Genomic DNA, 16,137 nt, shown 5'->3' on the forward strand with positions numbered 1-16,137 from the left:
TGCCCGCCCAGGGCAACAAACGGAGGAAACCATGACGTCGCGCGTGAAATCCCTGCTGGCCGGCCTGATCCTGCCCGGTCTCATCCTCGCCGCCGGCAGCGCCGCCGCCGCGGAGTTCAAGGACCGGTCGGTCAAGTTCGCCTTCCAGAACGTCAAGGAGCACCCGCAGGGCCAGGGCGCCCAGAAGTTCGCCGACATCGTCGAGGCCAAGAGCGGCGGCAAGATCAAGGTCAAGCTGTTCCCCGGCGGCACGCTGGGCGGCGACGTGCAGACCGTCTCGGCGCTGCAGGGCGGCATCGTCGAGATGTCGGTGATGAACGCCGGCATCCTGGTGTCCCAGGCCAAGGAGTTCGCGCTGGTCGACCTGCCCTTCCTGTTCAACAACGCCGCGGAGGCCGACACCCTGCTCGACGGCCCGGTCGGCGAGCAGCTGATGGCCAAGCTGCCGGAAAAGGGGCTGGTGGGCTTGGGCTTCTGGGACCTGGGCTTCCGCAACCTGACCAACAACCGGCGCCCGGTGAAGACCGCCGCCGACATTGCCGGCCTGAAGATCCGCGTGATCCAGACGCCGATCTACATCGACATCTTCAAGGCGCTGGGCGCCAACCCGGTGCCGCTGGCCTTCCCGGAACTCTACACCGCGCTGGAGACCGGCACCGTCGACGGCCAGGAGAACCCGGCCAAGACCATCGAGCTGACCAAGTTCAACGAAGTCCAGAAATACATGACGCTGACGCGGCACATCTACAACCCGCAGTCGCTGATCGTCTCGAAGAAGTTCTGGGACACCCTGAACGCCGACGAGAAGGCGCTGTTCCAGAGCGCCGCCGCCGAGGCGACCGTCTTCCAGCGCCAGTTGTCGCGTGGGCAGGAGGCCGAAGCGCTCGCCTCGCTGAAGGCCAAGGGCATGGTCATCGACGAGCTGCCGGCCGACGAGCTGGCCAAGGTCCGCGAGAAGGTCAAGCCGGTGGTCGACAAGTACAAGACCGAGATCGGCGACGCCCTGGTCAGCCAGACCTACGCGACGCTGGAGAAGAAGCGCGCCTCCAACTGACCCGCGATCGGGGCGGAACGGCCACGGCGGCCTTGCGGTTTCCCGCAGGGCCGGCGTGGCCGATTCTCCGGCGCCCATTCCGCCATTGAGCTTTTGGTCCGGTTCGTTCATTACCACCGGCGGGGGCGCCAGCGCGCCGCAAGAGCATGGAAGACGGCATGACCGCGGACGCGACCGAAACGGGCCGGAAACCCACGCGAACCTCCGGCCCGAAGCCGAGCCGCAAGAACGATCCCGAAGGCACCCGCCAGGACATCCTGGAGGTGGCGACCGAGGAGTTCGCCTCGCTGGGCTTCAGCGGCGGCCGGGTCGACGCCATCGCCGCGCGCACCCGCACCACCAAGCGCATGATCTATTATTACTTCGGCGGCAAGGAGGAGCTGTACCTTGCCGTCCTGGAGAAGGTCTACGGCGACATCCGCGCCATCGAGAACAAGTTGAACCTCCAGGATCTCGATCCGGAGGCGGCGATCCGCGCCCTGACCGACTTCACCTTCGACTACCAGGAGCAGCACGAGGACTTCATTCGGTTGGTGAGCATCGAGAACATCCACCGTGCCGAGCACATGAAGCAGTCGAAGGCGATCCGCAACCTGAACGTCACCGTCATCGACACCATCGCCCGCATCCTGGAACGCGGCCGGGCGGACGGCGTGTTCAAGGCCGACGTCCAGCCGATCGACCTGCATTTGATGATCAGCGCCTTCTGCTTCTTCCGGGTGTCGAACCGCCACACCTTCAACCTGATTTTCCACCAGGACCTGACCGCCGACGACACCCGCGCCCGCCACAAGCGGATGATCGCCGACGCCATCGTCAGCCTGCTGAAGGCGGAACCGGCCTCTTGGAGCGGAACGATGAATGGGCCGCCCGGCGGGTCCGCTGCATGACGCCGGAAGCCATCGCTCCACCCGGCGATGATCCCCTCGCCGGCCTGCCCGCCGTGGCCGCCCCAACCATCCCGGCCAGACCCGCCGGAAACCAAAAATGAGCGACCCGGCTCCTGCACCATGCCCAGGGACACGATCGCCTCACCTGCTTGGTGAACGCCGCGATCACAGACCGAAAATGGCCGGCCACCAGCCAATGCCGACCAGCAGACTGCCGACCAGTCCAGGCAGAAGCGGGAGACTGCGTTTGATGGCGGGAACGCCCTGCCGCTCCAAGATGCGCCAGCCCAACAACACGCTCCAGACGATCCCCATGACGAAGAAGCCGCCGCGAATGGCATGCACGCCGAAGTCTCCGAAAGGCCAGGAGCGCAGCGGTGTCAGCAATTCTGCACCGAGGCCAATGAACAGCGAGATCAAGGCAACTGGAGAGTATTGATAGCCCAACTCGGTAAAGCACCGACCGAAGGAGCCCTTGGCACCGGCCCGGCGGGCCAGCTTGGCGGTCAGGGCGGTGATCGCTCCCAGGATCACCGTCAACACCAGCATGCAGCCCAGCATAAAGCTGACGATCGTGAAGAAGTCGAGCCACAGGAAGGTCTCGCCGCGCTCGGGATGGACGACCATCAGCCAGGACGGACCGATCCCGGTCAGCCAGTCCCAGCCATGGTCGATTGCCCATTCGCCCAAGGCTTGGCGCATGTCCTGGTACAGGGGCAACACCAGCCACAGGAAGCCGCCGAGTGCCACGCCGGTGTCGAGGAAGAGGAACCATGCCTCGGCTTTGTTTGCATGGTGCTCGCGGATCGTTTCGACCTCCTTGCCCGGATGATGGAGTTCGAGCTTCACCCCTCCTGCGGCGGCGGGATTAACGCAGCGGAAACAGGCGATGCAGTGGCGGGATTCGGTCTTGCGGGCGGTATCGATCATCGTCGGGCAGACACCGCGTTCGGTGTACTCTCCGTTGCCGGGCAGGCGCCGGCGCGGGGTGAACTGCACGGCGCCGAGGCGCGAGTACAAGCCCAGCACCCGTCCGATAGGACACAAATGGCGGCACCACACCCGCTTGCCGCGCCCATAGACCAGCCCGGTCAGAATCGCCAGCACCATGGTGAAGCCAAAGAGCCCCGCCGCCGTTTCCGGGTGATCCCGCACACCGAGTGTCTGACCGAGCAGCGTCGTCACGATGAAGCTGATGGCCGGCGTCCCTTCCCAACGGATCCAGGCGGGAATGGCACGTTGCAGACCAAAACGATTGGCGAATTCGGACGCCGCGCCCATGGGGCAGAGCACCCCGCACCACAGCCGCCCGACAATGATGACCGACAGGAACACCAGGGGGAACCAGATGCCCCAGAGCAGATATTTGAGCGCCAGCCGTGGATCGCTCCACGCGGTCGCTTCCGGGCCCGGTTCGGGCAACAGCGCCGGCAAGGCGACGACGATCAGGAACACGAGGAGCATCGCCGCCTGAAGCCACTTCACGTGGCGGCGATGCGCGACGAAGAGAGATTCGATCACCTGCACCAGACGGGGACGTCCGTCCGGTGCCGGGGCCGCATCCTTCCGGGCACTGCCGGAGATGCCAATTTCCAAGCTCATGGTTGGCGTCTTCGTTGACATGGACTGGGAACATGCCGGGGCGGCGGACCGCCCGGAGGAGGTCCGTCAGGCGGTGGACGTTCTGCTTGACGGCCGCCGGGGGTAGAGCAGGCAGAGAACCGCCGCCCAATAGGCCGCGTAAGCGATCAATTCCATCAGGTTGGGCTGCGCCCGGTATCCGGTCAGCGCGGAGATGAAGCCTCCGCCGGCGCCACCGTCCGGGATGACCCGGGAGGTGTTCCACAATCCACGCGAAAGCTTGGGCAGGATGCCCAGATCGATCAGGCCGTCGATGCCGGTCATCAACAGCGCGGCCGCCAGGAACATCAGCATCACCTCGGTGATGCTGAAAAACAGCCGCCAGGGCATCCGCTTGCCGGCCAGACGCAGCAGCCCATAAGTCAGCATCGTCATGCCAACCCCAACCAGGGCAGCAACGACGCCGCTGGCCAGCGAGCCGCCCGCACCGGCCGACAGCATGCCGTAAAGAAAAATCACCATCTCGCTGCCCTCGCGGGCCACCGCGATGAGGGCGAGAACAAACACGCCCCACAATTTCCGCCGTTCCACCGCCGCATCCAAGGCGGTCTCCAGGTTTCGTTTCATGGTGCGGGCGTGGCGGTGCATCCACACCAACATCTGGATGATGAGGGCGGCGGCGATGAGCACGGTGACCGTTTGATAGACCTGCTGCGCATCGTCCGAAAGCACGTCGCCCAAGCCGGTGAGCGCAACGGCGAGGAGCGACGCGACGGCGAGACCGGCGGCCACACCGCTCCAGAGAAAGCCGCGTGGACGTCGCGGATCGGCGACCTGGGCCACCAGCCAGGAATCGAGAATGCTGATGACCAGCAGCGCCTCCACGCTTTCCCGCCATACGACAAAGGCGATTGCGCCAAGTTGTGCATTCATCCCTTCAGTCCTCCCGCGCCGACGTTACTTGGCGACCAAAACCGCCGGAGGCGCTTCCGGGTGGAAATCGTCGAAGAATGGATATTCCCCGGGATCCAGGCCTTTGATGACCATGAAGGACTCCGATTCCGGGGCCAGCACCTTCTCCTTGCGCAAAGGCAGACTCTCGAATTCCGCCGGAGTCCTACCCTTGTTGACCAGCCTCAGCTCGAAGCGCGTGTCGGCAGGCACCTCCAGGCGTTGTGGGCTCATCGTTCCATCGTTGAATTCGATGATGAATGAGGGATCGTCGCCAGCCAGCGTCGGCGACGCCGCAGCGCTCAAGGCGAGGGCCGTGGCGAGTGCCAGACATGGGCGCAAAGCCCATGTCCGCACGATGTGCCGCTTAGTAGCCACCCTTCTTGCCCGTTCCGGTGTAGACGAAATCATTGGATACGGTGAACGGTTCGAACCACGGCTTGACGCCGGTTTCCTTGTCCACGTGACGTCCAAAATGGTTGCCGTGGGAGGCGGTCGGCGGGGAGATATGGAAAATGGCCGTGTATTTGCCAGGACCGGCCAGCTTCACGTTCTCGCCGTAATGCGGGCCATCGTTGGCGACCATCGGCATGAAGTCGCCCTTTGCGACGGTCTGGCCATCCTTGGTCACTTCATAGCTGATGACGAGGTAGGGAACCCAGTCACCCTTGGCGAAACCATTGACATTGCTCTTGGTCGCCTTGATGTCCGCCTCCATGTGGACGTCGGCGTCCTTGGCCGGGGTCATCATGCCCGCGGGCTCCATCTCGATCGGCTGCAGGTAAACCGCGGCGATTTCCATGCCCGCTTTCTCCTGAGGCTTGCCGATCGGGTATTCCTTGGCGACGGCTGCCGAAGACAAAGCGAGGGCGAGCGCGGCAACGGCCACGCCGGTGAAAGTGTGCATTTTGCAGGTACCTAGTTGCGAATGACTTGCATTATCAATTGAAGACCCAACGGCTCTCACCGTCAACCGGATCTTTCCCCGGACAAAAGCAGGCCATCGAAGATCCGGCCGTTATGGCGCAAAACGCTACGTTATGTCGCAGCTCCGGCTCGGACGGATCAGCATTTCATCCCCATGGGAGTGATGCTGTTGCAAAATCTCCTTCGCAGCGGCCGATGAACGCTGGTGTGGTTAAAGCTGGCTGCACAGGCGGTAGGCGTCGAGGATCGAGGCATGCAGATCGCGGCTGGCCACGGCATCGCCGATGCGATGCAGGGCGAAACGGCCCGGCTGCAAATCCTGGGGCTGCCCCGCCAGCAGGCGGTCGATGTCGGTGATCCCGTCATTCAGGGATGCGGCGCGCAGGTCCTGGAACAGTTCGTCCATCGGCAGCGTGCCGTGTTCGACCGCGACCTGGGCGGTGACGATCACGCGCTCCTGATCCGTCATTTCGTTGCGCAGGAGGGCGGCAAGGCGGTTGCCCTCGCGGCGCACCCGGATCAGGCGGTGATCGACCAGGGGCGTGATGCCCTGCTGGTACAGCCTTTTGCGGAAGCTGGAGGTGTCCTGATACGGCATCTCGACCGCTGCGGCGGCATCGGGCGTGACGAAGGTCACGGTCTTTCCCGCCGCCGCCAGCTTCAGCGCGCAGGACGGCGCGGCCTGCCGGCCGGTGCCGTCATAGATCAGCACATCATCCTGCGCCGGAACCTGGCCGGACAGCAGGTCCCAGACATTGGCGCAATGCTCGCCACCGTCCAGCCAGTCCAGGTCAGGGACGCCGCCGGTGGCGACGATGACGATGTCCGGGTCTTCGGTGGTGATCTCGGCGGGTCCGGCATAGACATTCAGGCGAATGTCCACCGACAGCCGCTCAAGTTCGCCCCGGCGCCACTCGGTAATGCCCAGAAGATCCCGCCGCCCTTCGGCGCTGGCTGCGATCAGGACCTGCCCGCCCAGCCTGCTTCCCGCCTCGAACAGGGTGACGCGATGGCCGCGTTCGGCCAGCACGCGGGCGGCCTCCATCCCGGCAGGGCCGCCGCCGACCACCACCGCGCGGCGCGGCGTATCGGCGGGCGTGATCTCGTGGCTCAGCGTGGTTTCGCGGGTTGTGACTGGATTGTGGACGCAATGCGCCTTGCGATACAGGCAATAGGATGCCCCGACGCAGGGCCGGATGCGATCCTCCTCGCCGCGCTGGATCTTCGCGACCAGATGCGGGTCCGCGATGTGCGCCCGCGTCATGCCGACCAGATCGGCGATGCCTTCGCGCAGGACATGCCGCGCCGTCGCCACGTCCCGGATGCCCGCAGCATGCATGACGGGCAGCCCAACCTCGGCACGGAAGCGCCACACCTCGGTCAGGAATGGCGCGCTGGGTTGGAACATGCCGGGCATGTTGTGTTCCGTCAGCAGCCGATCGCTGTCCATTCGGCCATAGATGCAGTTGAAAAAGTCGATATGCCCTTCACGCTGCAACATGTGAGCGATTTCAAGGCTTTCGTCCATGTGCAGACCGTCCTCGCCCCCCTCGTCGATGACGTATCGGATGCCGATGACGAAATCCGGACCGACGGCCTTGCGCATCGCCTCATGCACCATCAGCACGAAGCGGGCGCGATTCCCGGTCGAGCCGCCGAAGGCGTCGGTGCGCAGATTGGTGCGGGGCGACAGGAACTGGCCCATCAGATGCCCGCCGGTCAGCGTTTCCACCCCATCCAGCCCGGCCTGCTGGCAGCGCCGTGCAGCGGCGGCGTAATCGGCGATGACACGGTCGATATCGGCGCGGTCCATTTCCTTGGGAAAGCTGCGGGTCCGCGTCTCGCGCACGCGCGACGGCGCAATCGCGGGCAACCAGCCACTGCCAAGCGCGGTCGCCCGCCGCCCCAGATGCGACACTTGGCACATGATTGCGGCGCCATGGCCGTGGATGCGCTGCGCCATCGCGCCAAGATGCGGCAGGATGGCGTCGCTCGACAGATTGAGCTGCCCGCCACCCCAGCTTGAATCGCGCGAGGTCATGGCGGAGCCGCCGATCATCGTCATGGCGATGCCGCCCTTGGCCTTCTCCTCATGGTAACGCTGGTAGCGCTCGGTCGGCATACCGCCTTCATCCAGCATCGAGGCATGGCTGGTGCTGATGATGCGGTTGCGCAGCAGCAGCCCGCCCAGCCGGAACGGCGAAAGCAGCGGATCGGAGGTCAGGGCGCTGGGCTGGGCCGCGATGTGCATGTCCGGGGGGTCTCCTTGGCGTGCCCAGGCGGGCATTGGCCAAGGATGAGCCGGCGGCGCGCGGGCAGGAAGCTTGATAAAACCTGCAAGGGGTATACGCTGAGCGTATGACCCTGCGCAGCGTCGCCCCCCTTGCCCGGACCCTGTTCATCTTCGAGGCCGCCGCCCGGACGGGCAGCTTTTCAGCCGCGGCGCGGGAATTCAACGTGACCCAGCCGTCCGTCAGCCGCAGCGTCGGACAGCTTGAGGATCGGCTGGGCGTGCGGCTGTTCCAGCGCACCCCCACCGGCGTCACTCTGACCCCCGAGGGTGACGAGATTTTCGCCGTCCTGCGCGACAGTCTCGAGGCGATCGATCGCACGGTCGATGCCGTGCGTCAGCGCGTGGCGAAAACGCGGGTCACCCTGTCCTTTTCCAGTTCCTTTGCCACGCATTGGCTGGTGCCACGGCTGCGCGCCTTCAAGGTGGCTTTCCCGAATGTCGAATTGCGGCTGGATTTGGTGCAGGGGATGCTGGGCCAGCCCCCGTCTGACGTGGACATCGCTACCCGCGTTGTCGAGGCCGATGACCCGCGCTATCACATCTGGCCCTTTGCGCCGGAAATCATCATGCCGGTCTGCAGCCCCGCCTATCTGGCCGAGCGAGGCCCCTTGGATGCAGATCCGCACCGCCACGTCTTCTTGAACCTGAACGACGAACACAAGGCGCATTGGAACCGGCTTCTGAACCCGCGCGAGCGTCTGGAGGGTATCGGGACGTGGGACCTGTTCTCGGATTACTCGGTCGCGCTGCAGGCCGCCCAGAATGGCGAGGGAATCGCGCTTGGTTGGGTCAGTGTGGTGTCCCGCGCACTCTGCGAGGGGCTTCTGGTTCGCGCCTGCGCCAGCGAAATATGCACCGGGCGCTGGCATTCGCTCATCGCGCCGAAAACCCGTCCGCTGCAACCGGTGGTGCCGGCGATCTGCGAATGGCTGGTCGCCGTGATGCGCGATGATCTGAAGCGGATCAATGTCGAACCCGCTCTATAACCATAAAACCTTGGTCGGCAACTCGGCCTCCTCGCAGGCTGGATGTCGGAACCGGTCGCGGCGCTCCCGGACCTGATCATGGTCGGCTGGCCGGCGGTAGAGCCGGCCGCCAGCCCGCCAACTGGTTTCGATGCCGACGGGGCCTTTTCCTCCTCTGGTCCGGGGGGTTTCTCACGTCGCCTCACACATCCTGCTCTCCCCCACCGGCCACGACGGTCGCGAAAAAGCCGGCGTCGTCGAACATTTGGAGCAGGCGGGAGCCGGCCTGCGAAAGTTTGCGTCCGTCGCGCACGATCAGGCAGGCCCGGCTCGTCTCCAGGACGGTGTTTGCTATGGGACGGGCGATCAGGTGCCCGGCGGCCAGTTCGGGGGCGACCGCATGGGCGGACAGGAAGGTCACGCCAAGCCCTGCCAAGGCGAACCGTTTCAACGGCGCCACCGTGTTCGCGACGAAGCAGGGGCGCAGTTCGATCCCCTCCAGATCGGCAGCGGTTTGGAGGAGTGTCCGCAGCCCGGTTCCGGGAGCGGCGAGAGCGCAGGCAAAGGAGGCGACGGACGACAGCGGGAGGGGAGCCCGCAGGCCGGCGGCGGCATGATCCGGGGCCATGACGGCGTGGACCGGCTGCGGCCGCTGGCGGATGACGCGCACCGCCGCGCTCGCCGGTGGCGAAAAGGCCAGGCCGAATTGGCAATGGTCCTCGGCGACGGCCCGGACGGCATCGCTCGCCCCTCCGACCTCGACCGTCACGTCCACCCCCGGATGCCGGCGACAGAAGGCGAGCAGAACGCCCTCCATGAAGGCGTCGACCAGACCGTCGCCGACCATAACGTGCAGGCGCCCGCGTCCCAGCCCTTCCAACTCCGTCAGCCGCACGCGCAACGCGTCGTCACCGGCGTTGCGCTCCCGGCAATAGGCCAGGACGAGGTCGGCGGCCTCTGTCGGGACCACTCCGCGGCCGCGCCGCTCCAACAAAGGAACGCCGAGGTCCGCCTCCAGGCTGGCGATCTGCCGGCTGATGACGGAAGGTTCGACGTTGCACACCTCCGCAGCCCCCCGGATCGATCCGGTGCGGAGAACCGCCATGAAATAGAAGAGTTGCTTGCTGCTCGGGCCGAGAGGCATGGGGATGAGGGCGGTGTTGGCAGGGATCGTTGATCTGTTCGCAACGGATTGTCGGATTTTCCGTCATTGTAAGCAACATCAGCCTCACGGATTCTCGACAGACAGAACAAAAATCAGCCAGTGGAGGCCCGTTTGGAAAACGCGACACGATTGCCCGGCCTGCCGGGGCCGGACCGTGCCATGGCGGAACAGGACGCCGTCTTCCGCAGGATCGGCTGGCGGATCCTGCCGATCCTCATCCTGTCCTATGGGTTGGCTTATCTCGACCGGGTCAACATCAGCTTCGCAAAGCTGCAGATGCAAAGCGACCTCGGCTTCTCGAACGCGGCGTATGGCTTTGGCGCCGGCATCTTCTTCCTCGGCTACGTGCTGCTCGAGGTGCCCAGCAATCTGCTGCTGGTCCGCATCGGGGCGCGTCGCACCCTGAGCCGCATTATGGTCCTCTGGGGCCTCGCGTCGGCGGCCATGGTGTTCGTCCGCGACGAGCAGGCGTTCTACGCCCTGCGCTTCCTGCTCGGGGTGTTCGAGGCGGGCTTCGGGCCGGGCATGCTGTATTACCTCACCCTCTGGTACGGGCCGCGGCGGCGTGGACAGGTCATGGCGAGCGTCCTGCTCGCCGGTCCGGTGGCCGGCATCGTCGGTGGCCCGCTGGCCACCGCCATCATGACCGCATCCGATGGGGGGTTGGGTCTGGCCGGATGGCAATGGCTTTTCCTCGCCGAAGGGCTGCCCAGCGTCCTTGTCGGCCTCGTCCTTTTCTTCCATCTCAGCGACGGACCGGACAAGGCGCCTTGGCTGAGCGCGCGGGAACGGGCGCTGATCATGGCCGAGATGGCGCCGGACGCCGTCGCGCACCACCCTCACCGGTTCGTGGAGGCCCTCCGCACCCCGCGGATCTACGGGCTCGCCCTGTCCTACCTGTGCATGATCGCCGGCCTGTATGCTGTGAGCTTCTGGCTTCCGACCCTGCTGCGTACGGGCGGCGTTGCCGACACGATGACGGTCGGCTTCCTGTCCGCAGTCCCCTATGTGGTCGCGGTGGTGGCCATGGTGCTCGCCGGACGGCAGTCCGACCGCAACGGCGAGCGCTACGGCTACAGCGTCGGGGCTTGCCTGATCGCCGCGGCGGCCTTGGCGGTCACCGGCGGCACGCTCGGCAACCTTCCGGTTTCGCTTGCCGCCCTGACGGTGGCGACGGCGGCGACCTACGTCGCCTACACGGTGTTCTGGACCATTCCGGCCGAGCTTCTGCGCGGCACGGCGGCTGCCGGCGGCATCGCCCTGATCAACAGCATCGGCCTGCTCGGCGGATTCCTCAGCCCGACCGTCATCGGTGCGGTCCGCGACGCCACGGGATCGCTCCAGGGCGGGCTGGACGCCATCGCGGCCGGTCTCGCCTTCGGCGGCCTTCTGCTGCTGGCTCTGCGCCGGAGGAGCAGGCCGATCCTCGATGTTTCCATGTCCACCGCCGGGAGGGCCGGCGAATGAGCGGCAAACGCGTCTTTTCGGGATCGCTGGCGACCGAGACCAACACCTTCGGGCCGATGCCGACCGGCGTCTCGAGTTTTCACGAACGGGCCTTCTTCCCGGCCAATCAGCATCCCGACGGCATGCAGATGCACAGCGGGCCGTTGTGGGCCGCGCGCCGGGCGGGGGAACGGCATGGCTGGACGCTGATCGAAGGGCTGGTCGCCGCCGCCGTGCCGAACGGGTTGGTGACCCGATCCGCCTATGAGAGCCTGCGTGATGCGCTGCTTGCCGACCTGCAGGCCGCGCTTCCCGTGGACATCGTGCTGTTCGGCCTGCACGGCGCGATGGCGGCCGACGGCTACGACGACTGCGAGGGCGATCTTCTGGCCCGTGCCCGTGCCCTGGCCGGCCCGGATGCGGTGATCGGGGCGACGCTTGATCCGCACACGCACCTCAGCGAGGCGATGGTGGCCAATGCCGACCTCCTGATCTGCTGGAAGGAGTATCCCCACACCGACATCGCCGAGCGTGCGGTGGAGCTGGTGGATCTCTGCGCCGCGCTTTCCGACCACCGGCTGCGATTGCGCGCGGCCGTCGCCGACACCGGCATGATCGGCCTGCTCCACACCACCCGCGAGCCGGCCCGCGGTTTCGTCGACCGCGTGAAGACGCTGGAGGGGCGGGATGGCATCGTCTCCATCTCCATCGTCCACGGCTTCTCATGGGGGGACACGCCGGACATGGGAACGAAGCTGCTGGTCTACAGCGACGCCGCCCAGGACCCTGACGGCAGCCGGGCCGACACCCTCGCGAAACGGCTTGCCGGAGAGCTGTTCGCCCTGCGCGAGTCCCTGGCCGAGCCGTTGCCCGGAATCGATCAAGCCCTCGATTCGGCGCTCGCCACCCCTGGAACGGTGGTCCTCGGCGACGGCAGCGACAACGCCGGCGGCGGCGCTCCGGGCGATGCCACCTTCATCCTTCGACGCATCCTCCAGCGCGGCATCACCGACGCCTGCCTGGGGCCGCTTTGGGATCCCGGGGCGGTGCGGATCGCCATGGACGCCGGTGAGGGGGCCCGCCTGCCCCTTCGTGTCGGCGGCAAGGTCGGCCCGCTGTCCGGCGACCCCGTCGATGCCGTCTGGGAGGTCAGGGCCTGCCGGCCGCAAATGGTGATGACCGGCCTTGCTGGCACGCCGGCCAAGCTCGGCGATTGCGTGCTGGTCGCCAGCCAGGGGGTCGAGGTCGTGCTGACCAGCTTCCGATGCCAAGCCTTCGGCCTCGACCTGTTCACGCAGCTCGGCTGCGACCCGTCCCGGCGCAAGCTCGTCGTCGTGAAGTCATCCCAGCACTTCCGCGCCGCCTACGCGCCGATCGCCGCCCGCATCATCATGGTCGAAGCACCCGGCGCCGTCCCCGCCGATATCACCGGCCTGCCCTTCCGGAAGATCAAGCGCCCGAAATGGCCCTTCGATCCGGTGCAGGCGGAGGGCCGGCGATGAAGGCCGATGTCCTGGTGCTGGGCGCGGGGGCCGTCGGGACCGCGGTCGCCCTGCATCTGCAGACGCGCGGGCGGCAGGTGGCACTTGTCGACCGCCGGGGAGCCGCGGGACGCGAGGCGTCCTTCGGCAACGCAGGTCTGATCCAACGCGAGGCCATCTACCCCTACGCCTTTCCGCGCCGCCTCCGGACCCTGCTGCGCTACGCGACGAACCGTACGACCGACGTCCATTACCACCCGGGCGCCCTCCGGGCGCTCGCCCCGTTCCTCGCCCGCTACTGGCACCACTCCCACCCGGTGCGGCATGATCGGGCGGCCCGTGCCTACGCCACCTTGATCGAGCATTGCCTGGATGAGACCCGCGGGCTGGCCGAGGTTGCGGGAGTCGCCGATCTCCTGCGCCCGACCGGCTGGCTCAAGCTGTTCCGGACGGCGCGCCAGCAGGATGCCGAATTGCGGCAGGCCGCCGCCTTGACCAGCAGGTTCGGGGTGGTCGCCGACCGCCTCGACGCTCCCGGCCTGCGGGCGTTGGAGCCGGACCTCGACCCGGGGCTTCTGGGTGCGCTGCACTACAGGGAACCGCTGGCTGTGGTGGATCCCGGCCGTCTTGTCGACGCCCAGCGGGCTGCGGTCGAACGGCTGGGCGGGCGGTTCCTGACGGGCAACGGCCTGACCTTGCGGACGGTTCCGGGAGGATGGTCGGTCGAGTCCAGGGTGGGCCCCGTCCAGGCCCCGGCGGTCGTGCTCGCGCTGGGGGCATGGTCGGGCGTGGTCGCCGGCACGCTCGGATACCGCCTGCCGCTTGGCGTCAAGCGGGGCTACCACATGCACTACGAACCGTCGGGCGACGCCACCCTCGGCCGTCCGGTCCTGGACGCGGCGCATGGCTATGTGTTGGCTCCGATGGAACGTGGCATCCGCCTGACCACCGGCGCGGAGTTCGCCAACGCCGACGCGCGCCGCACCCCTGTCCAGCTTGACCGGGCCGAGCCGCTGGCCCGCGGCCTTTTCCCTCTGGGCGCCAGGCGGGATCCGGAGCCCTGGATGGGTCTGCGCCCCTGCATGCCCGACATGCTTCCCGTCATCGGTCCTGCCCCGCAGCATCCGCGACTTTGGTTCGCCTTCGGCCATGGCCACCAGGGCCTCACCCTCGCCGCCGTGACCGGTCGGATGATTGCGGAGATGATCTGTGGTGAAGACCCCTTCGTCGATGCGTTTCCCTTTCGCGCCGACCGGCCGTCGCTCGCCTGAGACGCGGCCGCGCATGATCGGAACGCGGTGGTCTCCGGCCCTCGTCCTCTCCACGCAACAGACACCGCCAGGTTGGTGACGCCGTGCTCCTTGGCGAGGTGATAGGCGGCACCCCCGCTGTTCAACCTGCTGACAGCATCCGAAAGCGCCGAGGCGTTGGACAGAATGGATGCGTCAGTCTAATGTCACCTGTGCGACGGTGCGTCCGCCGGAGGCCAGATGACGAACAGCATCGGAACAAACACCGTCAGGACGAACGCCATCAGGGCCGGTCGGTCCCCGGACCGCTCCGCGGCACCGCGCCTGTCCGTCGGATTCATCCTCGCCCACCGTTTCACGCTGTGCGCCTTCGCCAACTTCGTCGACGTGCTGAGGCTCGCCGCCGACGAGGGCGACCGCAGCCGCCCGATCCTCTGCGACTGGGCCGTGCTGTCGGACCTGATGCGGCCGGTGGCGTCGAGCTGCGGGATGCTGGTCCAGCCGACCGAGCGGCTCGGCGATCCGACAAAGTTCGACTACATCGTCGTGGTCGGCGGGCTGATCGACGAGATCGCCAACCTCAGTCCCGACTACCTTCGCTACCTGCGTCAGGCGGCGGCATCGAACATCCCCCTGGTCGGCGTCTGCACCGGCGCCTTTATCTTGCAGCGTGCGGGGTTGATGGACGGATACCGCTGCTGCATCAGCTGGTTCCATCATGCCGATTTCCTGGAGCAGTTCGACGGCATAACGCCGGTGTCCGATCAGATCTTCATCGTGGACCGCGACCGGCTGACATGCTCGGGCGGGACCAGTTCGGCCCATCTCGCCGCCCATCTCATCGAAAAGCATGTCGGCCGCGCCCAGGCCCGCAAGAGCCTGCACATCATGATCATCGACGACGCGTTGCGCGGGGAGAAACCGCAGCCCGGCATCCCGCTCGACTTCACCACGAACGACGAGGTGGTGAAGAAGGCGCTGCTGCTGATGCAGCAGAACATCGACGTGCCGTTGTCGGTGGCGGAGATGGCCCGCCGCCTCGGTGCCGCCCGGCGCCAGATGGAGCGTCATTTCCAGAACGCGCTGGGCATGACGCCGACCCAGGCCTACAAGATCATGCGCCTGGAACATGCCGAATTCCTGCTGCGCAACACCGAGCAGTCGGTGACGGAGATCGCCGCCACCGTCGGTTTCTGCGATTCATCGCACTTCGTCCGTGCCTTCAAGGAGCGGCGCGGCATGACGCCGTCCGTTTTCCGGAAGGCCTGACGGCCTGTTCCCAAGCAGTCAACCAATCAGGCAACTCATCGACGAAGGCGCCACCCAGGCGGTCCGCCGGGCCTTCGCGGCGGGTGGTCTCTTGCGGGCGCCGCCATGCCGTGCGCCCCGGACCGTGTCAGGTCGATCTGGACGCTGGGCACCGCCCGGCCGTTGAAGATGTCCGGCTTCCTGACGCTGACCGCCACCCGCTGCACGCGGGGATCGGCAAAGCACAGATCGGCGATCTCCAGCGCCAGCGTCTCAAGAAGGCAGATGTGGCGGCCGCGGGTGGCGTCCTCGATCCGGTCCAGCAGGCCGTCATAGGACACCACCTCGGTCAGGCGGTCGCCCGTCGCCGTCAAATCCTGGTTGACCGTCATCTCCAGATCGATCCGCACCCGCTGCGGCCGATCCCTCTCATGCTCATAGGCGCCGATGCTCAGGACAAGGAAGATCTCGTCCAGCCGGATGCGGTAACAGGGCATGGCGGGTTCGTCATAGTCATCGCCAGCCACCAGAACTTGCATACCGTGCGACATCGGCGATTTTCCCCAAGGCTGACACTCTGGCCCCAAAGGCGGGCCTTCCCATCGGATGGCGGGATCACGGAGCGATGCCTGCCGCCATTTTTTAGTACGCGCCCCGGACCGTCGTCTTGAACGGTCCGGCCGGGCGTCTTGCATGAATCCGCCACGCCCCGGTTTGAACGGCCCGCGATTTGAACGGCGGCCGGCCCTGTGCGATAGTCAAAGCCGCTGGACGTCCATATCATCGCCACCGCGCAGGGTTGGGAACGGCTTCTGATGACGTCACGATTCTATCGGCTGCCCTCCCTGACCGCGCTGGCGACCTTCGAAGCGTCGGCCCGCCACCG

Annotated in this window: 14 protein-coding genes; 7 read left to right on the forward strand and 7 right to left on the reverse strand. The window is 66.5% G+C overall.

Annotation, left to right across the window (positions count from 1 at the left end; translation table 11 throughout):
• The first annotated feature begins 31 nt into the window (after positions 1-31).
• Both TSO352_RS05475 and TSO352_RS05480 read left to right on the forward strand, forming a co-directional pair.
• Entirely contained in the window at positions 32-1,054 is a 1,023-nt protein-coding gene (locus TSO352_RS05475) for a TRAP transporter substrate-binding protein (protein ID WP_109106305.1), read from the forward strand.
• A 158-nt stretch (positions 1,055-1,212) separates the two neighbouring features.
• The gene (locus TSO352_RS05480) at positions 1,213-1,944 is read left to right on the forward strand and encodes a TetR/AcrR family transcriptional regulator (protein ID WP_199231490.1); all 732 of its coding nucleotides are present in this window, start codon (positions 1,213-1,215) and stop codon (positions 1,942-1,944) included.
• A gap of 165 nt (positions 1,945-2,109) precedes the next feature.
• Here the strand turns inward: TSO352_RS05480 and TSO352_RS05485 are convergent, their stop codons facing one another.
• The 5 genes from TSO352_RS05485 to TSO352_RS05505 all read right to left on the reverse strand — a co-directional run bounded on the left by TSO352_RS05485 (position 2,110) and on the right by TSO352_RS05505 (position 7,654).
• Positions 2,110-3,546 carry a 4Fe-4S binding protein gene (locus TSO352_RS05485; protein WP_109106307.1) on the reverse strand — a complete coding sequence of 479 codons (1,437 nt, stop codon included), beginning with the start codon at positions 3,544-3,546 and terminating at the stop codon, positions 2,110-2,112.
• 66 nt (positions 3,547-3,612) lie between these two features.
• A complete protein-coding gene (locus TSO352_RS05490) occupies positions 3,613-4,458 on the reverse strand; it encodes an FTR1 family protein (protein WP_109106308.1) in 846 nt (281 codons plus the stop codon).
• 24 nt (positions 4,459-4,482) lie between these two features.
• Positions 4,483-4,887 carry a cupredoxin domain-containing protein gene (locus TSO352_RS05495; protein WP_109106309.1) on the reverse strand — a complete coding sequence of 135 codons (405 nt, stop codon included), beginning with the start codon at positions 4,885-4,887 and terminating at the stop codon, positions 4,483-4,485.
• Positions 4,844-5,383, reverse strand: coding sequence for an iron transporter (locus tag TSO352_RS05500; protein ID WP_109106310.1), 540 nt, complete (start codon positions 5,381-5,383; stop codon positions 4,844-4,846). The genes TSO352_RS05495 and TSO352_RS05500 overlap by 44 nt, the downstream gene beginning before the upstream one ends.
• Before the next feature lie 231 nt (positions 5,384-5,614).
• Positions 5,615-7,654: an FAD-dependent oxidoreductase gene (locus TSO352_RS05505; RefSeq protein WP_109106311.1), complete on the reverse strand. Its 2,040-nt coding sequence runs from the start codon at positions 7,652-7,654 to the stop codon at positions 5,615-5,617.
• A 107-nt stretch (positions 7,655-7,761) separates the two neighbouring features.
• On the opposite strand from TSO352_RS05505, the gene TSO352_RS05510 reads away from it, so the two are divergent.
• A complete protein-coding gene (locus TSO352_RS05510; RefSeq protein WP_109106312.1) occupies positions 7,762-8,682 on the forward strand; it encodes a LysR family transcriptional regulator in 921 nt (306 codons plus the stop codon).
• Positions 8,683-8,863: 181 nt separating this feature from the next.
• Here TSO352_RS05510 and TSO352_RS05515 read toward each other — a convergent pair whose 3' ends face one another.
• Positions 8,864-9,805, reverse strand: a complete 942-nt coding sequence (locus TSO352_RS05515; protein ID WP_109106313.1) for a LysR family transcriptional regulator — start codon at positions 9,803-9,805, stop codon at positions 8,864-8,866.
• Between the two features lie 180 nt (positions 9,806-9,985).
• Here TSO352_RS05515 and TSO352_RS05520 point away from each other — a divergent pair, with 180 nt between their 5' ends.
• From TSO352_RS05520 to TSO352_RS05535, 4 genes are all read left to right on the forward strand, one after another.
• Entirely contained in the window at positions 9,986-11,293 is a 1,308-nt protein-coding gene (locus tag TSO352_RS05520) for an MFS transporter (protein WP_109106689.1), read from the forward strand.
• A complete protein-coding gene (locus tag TSO352_RS05525; RefSeq protein WP_109106314.1) occupies positions 11,290-12,774 on the forward strand; it encodes a M81 family metallopeptidase in 1,485 nt (494 codons plus the stop codon). The genes TSO352_RS05520 and TSO352_RS05525 overlap by 4 nt, the downstream gene beginning before the upstream one ends.
• Positions 12,771-14,024 carry an FAD-dependent oxidoreductase gene (locus tag TSO352_RS05530; protein WP_109106315.1) on the forward strand — a complete coding sequence of 418 codons (1,254 nt, stop codon included), beginning with the start codon at positions 12,771-12,773 and terminating at the stop codon, positions 14,022-14,024. The genes TSO352_RS05525 and TSO352_RS05530 overlap by 4 nt, the downstream gene beginning before the upstream one ends.
• Before the next feature lie 219 nt (positions 14,025-14,243).
• Positions 14,244-15,272, forward strand: a complete 1,029-nt coding sequence (locus TSO352_RS05535) for a GlxA family transcriptional regulator (RefSeq protein ID WP_109106316.1) — start codon at positions 14,244-14,246, stop codon at positions 15,270-15,272.
• A gap of 35 nt (positions 15,273-15,307) precedes the next feature.
• Here TSO352_RS05535 and TSO352_RS05540 read toward each other — a convergent pair whose 3' ends face one another.
• Complete coding sequence (locus TSO352_RS05540; protein ID WP_158284537.1) at positions 15,308-15,802, reverse strand: dihydroneopterin aldolase; 495 nt, start codon at positions 15,800-15,802, stop codon at positions 15,308-15,310.
• Positions 15,803-16,137: the final 335 nt, after the last annotated feature.

Origin of the sequence: Azospirillum sp. TSO35-2 (assembly GCF_003116095.1) — a bacterium.
Taxonomy (GTDB): Bacteria; Pseudomonadota; Alphaproteobacteria; order Azospirillales; family Azospirillaceae; genus Azospirillum.